Origin of the sequence: Pseudomonas sp. NPDC087817 (assembly GCF_044742875.1) — a bacterium.
GTDB lineage: Bacteria > Pseudomonadota > Gammaproteobacteria > Pseudomonadales > Pseudomonadaceae > Aquipseudomonas.
On record NZ_JBIUVJ010000139.1, the window covers coordinates 1 to 3,692 of the forward strand.

The following is a 3,692-nucleotide window of genomic DNA, read 5'->3' on the forward strand; positions in this document are numbered from 1 at the left end:
AGCAGATGCGAGAGGCAGGTCAGCCGCACACCGCCGCCGAAGAAAATGTGACTGACAGTGAGAAGCAATCCCTGCTGACTCACTTGAAGAGCAGCCACAAGGCGAAAGTGGAAGAACCACGCAAGATCACGCTGCAGCGTAAAACCACCAGCACCCTGCGTGTGGCTGGTAGCAAAAGCATCAGCGTAGAAGTTCGCAAAAAGAAAGTTTTCGTACAGCGTAGCCCGGAAGAAATCGAAGCCGAACGCAAGCGTGAACTGGATGAGCGTCGCGCAGTAGAAAATGCTGCCCGTCAGAAGGCTGAAGAAGAAGCCAAGCAGCGCGCCGAAGAAGAAGCGCGCCGCCAGCCTGCTGCTGCGCAGACCGCTTCCAGCGACGCCGTTGCTGCGCCGGCTGCAGCTGCCGAACCAGTACGCGAAAGCGCACCGATCGCCGCTGCTCCAGCACCGTCTGCTGACGTTCGTAACAAGCAGAACGAACAGCGCCGTCCGGACAAACCACGTGCCGACGACAACAATCGTCGCAGTGGCGGTGGTGATGGCGAGCGCAAAAACGCTCCGCATCGCGCATCGGTCAAAGAGAAAGCGCCAGCTCCACGTGTCGCGCCACGTACTACCGACGAAGAAAGCGATGGCTTCCGTCGTGGTGGTCGCGGCAAGGCCAAGCTGAAGAAGCGTAACGCCCACGGTTTCCAGAGCCCAACCGGCCCTGTCGTGCGTGATGTGCAGATCGGCGAGACCATCACTGTTGGCGATCTCGCCAATCAGATGTCGGTCAAGGCTGCTGAAATCATCAAGTTCATGTTCAAACTGGGTACTCCAGCGACCATCAACCAGGTGCTGGATCAGGAAACTGCTCAGCTGGTAGCCGAAGAACTGGGCCACAAAGTGACCCTGGTCAGCGACACCGCTCTGGAAGATTCCCTGGCCGAGTCCCTGAAGTTTGAAGGTGAGTCGTTCTCCCGTGCTCCAGTCGTGACCGTAATGGGCCACGTTGACCACGGTAAGACCTCGCTGCTCGACTACATCCGTCGCGCCAAGGTAGCTGCTGGCGAAGCCGGTGGTATCACCCAGCACATCGGTGCGTACCACGTTGAAACCGAACGCGGCATGGTCACCTTCCTCGACACCCCGGGTCACGCCGCGTTTACCGCAATGCGTGCTCGTGGTGCCAAGGCGACCGACATCGTGATCCTGGTAGTTGCAGCGGACGACGGCGTTATGCCGCAGACCATTGAAGCTGTTCAGCACGCTGTTGCGGCTGGCGTTCCACTGGTTGTTGCAGTGAACAAGATCGACAAGCCGGGCGCTGATCTCGATCGCATCCGTAGCGAACTGTCGGTTCACGGCGTGACTTCGGAAGAGTGGGGCGGTGATACGCCGTTCGTACCGGTTTCGGCGAAAGTCGGTACTGGCGTGGACGAGCTGCTCGAGGCTGTTCTGCTGCAAGCTGAAGTTCTCGAACTGAAAGCAACCCCGTCGGCTCCTGGCCGTGGTGTTGTGGTGGAATCGCGTCTCGACAAAGGTCGTGGCCCGGTTGCAACCGTTCTGGTTCAAGACGGTACCCTGCGCCAAGGCGACATGGTCCTGGTCGGTTCGAACTATGGCCGTGTTCGCGCCATGCTCGACGAGAACGGCAAGCCGATCAAGGAAGCCGGTCCTTCCATCCCTGTCGAGATCCTCGGCCTGGACGGTACCCCGGACGCTGGCGATGAGATGAGTGTGGTTGCCGACGAGAAGAAAGCCCGTGAAGTGGCTCTGTTCCGTCAAGGCAAGTTCCGCGAAGTCAAACTGGCTCGCGCTCACGCCGGCAAGCTGGAAAACATCTTCGAAAACATGGGTCAGGCAGAGAAGAAGACGCTCAACATCGTCCTCAAATCCGACGTCCGTGGTTCGCTGGAAGCTCTGCAGGGCGCTCTGAATGGCCTGGGCAACGACGAAGTGCAAGTGCGCGTAGTCGGCGGCGGTGTCGGTGGTATCACCGAATCCGACGCCAACCTGGCACTGGCTTCCAACGCTGTACTGTTCGGCTTCAACGTGCGTGCCGATGCTGGCGCACGGAAGATCGTCGAGCAGGAAGGTCTGGATATGCGTTACTACAACGTGATCTACGACATCATCGAAGACGTCAAGAAAGCCCTGACCGGTATGCTCGGCAGCGATGTTCGCGAGAACATCCTGGGTATCGCCGAAGTGCGTGACGTGTTCCGTTCGCCGAAGTTTGGCGCGATCGCAGGCTGCATGGTGATCGAAGGTGTTGTGCACCGTAACCGTCCGATCCGTGTACTGCGTGAAGACATCGTTATCTTCGAAGGCGAGCTGGAATCCCTGCGCCGCTTCAAGGATGACGCTTCCGAAGTACGTGCCGGCATGGAATGCGGTATCGGCGTGAAGAGCTACAACGACGTCAAAGTCGGTGACAAGATCGAAGTCTTCGAGAAGGTTCAGGTTGCTCGCAGCCTCTAACTCGCGCACTTCAGGAGCCGTGATGGTCGGCCGCACTGCAATGTGTGGCGCATCACCCGGACTCTAAACGCAACGCCCGGTCTGGCTTTTGTCAGGCCGGGCGTTTGCCGCTTTCAGACCTTGCGGGTTTCGCCGTGGGGCAGTAACAGGTAACAAATCATGGCAAAAGAATACAGCCGTACCCAACGTATCGGCGATCAGATGCAGCGCGAGCTGGCCCAACTGATCCGTCGTGAAGTCAAAGATCCACGCGTCGGTCTGGTCACCATTACCGCTGTGGAAGTCAGCCGTGACGTCGGTCACGCGAAGATTTTCATCACCGTGATGGGGCAGGACAACGCCGAAGACATCGCGCAAAGCATCAAGGTACTGAATGCCGCCGCAGGTTTCCTGCGTATGCAACTGGCCCGCGAAATGAAGCTTCGCAGCGTGCCGCAATTGCACTTCCATTACGACGAATCCGTCGTGCGTGGTGCGCATCTGTCGGCCCTGATCGAGCGCGCCGTGGCTGAAGACAATCAGCATCCGGTGGCCGCTGAACCTGAAGACACCAAGGAGTAATTCGGTGGCTCAGGTCAAACGTATCCGTCGTAACGTCAGTGGCATCATCCTGCTCGACAAGCCGCTGGGGTTCACCTCCAACGCCGCGTTGCAGAAGGTTCGCTGGCTGCTCAACGCCGAAAAGGCCGGTCACACCGGCAGTCTCGATCCGCTGGCCAGCGGCGTTCTGCCGCTGTGCTTCGGTGAGGCAACCAAGTTCTCGCAATATCTGCTCGATTCCGACAAGGCTTATGAAACCCTGGCGCAACTGGGCAAGACCACTACCACGGCCGATGCCGAAGGTGAGGTTTTGCAGGAACGCCCGGTGACCGTTGGTCGCTCCGATGTCGAGGCAGTCCTGCCGAAATTTCGTGGCCAAATCAGTCAGATACCGCCGATGTACTCGGCGCTCAAGCGTGATGGCCAGCCGCTGTACAAGCTGGCCCGTGCAGGTGAAGTAGTGGAGCGTGAACCGCGTTCTGTTACTATTGCGCGCTTGGAATTACTGGCCTTCGAAGGCGATACTGCGCGACTTGCGGTGGATTGCAGCAAAGGCACCTATATCCGCACCCTGGTGGAGGATATCGGTGAGCAACTCGGTTGTGGTGCGTACGTCGCAGAATTGCGCCGTACCCAGGCCGGGCCTTTCACCCTGGCGCAGACCGTGACCCTCGAAGAGCTGGAAGC

3 protein-coding genes are annotated in these 3,692 nt (G+C 58.9%); all 3 read left to right on the top strand.

The genetic code is table 11. The features are described 5' to 3' along the window. A partial coding sequence (infB, locus tag ACIONG_RS30015) for a translation initiation factor IF-2 (RefSeq protein WP_401304604.1) occupies positions 1–2,465 on the top strand: 2,465 nt, incomplete at its 5' end. Between the two features lie 159 nt (positions 2,466–2,624). Further along, positions 2,625–3,026 carry a 30S ribosome-binding factor RbfA gene (gene rbfA / locus ACIONG_RS30020; protein WP_007915259.1) on the top strand — a complete coding sequence of 134 codons (402 nt, stop codon included), beginning with the start codon at positions 2,625–2,627 and terminating at the stop codon, positions 3,024–3,026. A gap of 4 nt (positions 3,027–3,030) precedes the next feature. Beyond that, positions 3,031–3,692: tRNA pseudouridine(55) synthase TruB (gene truB, locus ACIONG_RS30025; RefSeq protein ID WP_401304607.1), on the top strand; the 662-nt coding region annotated here is incomplete at its 3' end.

Bases quoted from the DNA above. Each gene is read 5' to 3' on its own strand.
- rbfA (WP_007915259.1), top strand. From the start codon at position 2,625: ATGGCAAAAGAATACAGCCGTACCCAACGTATCGGCGATCAGATGCAG.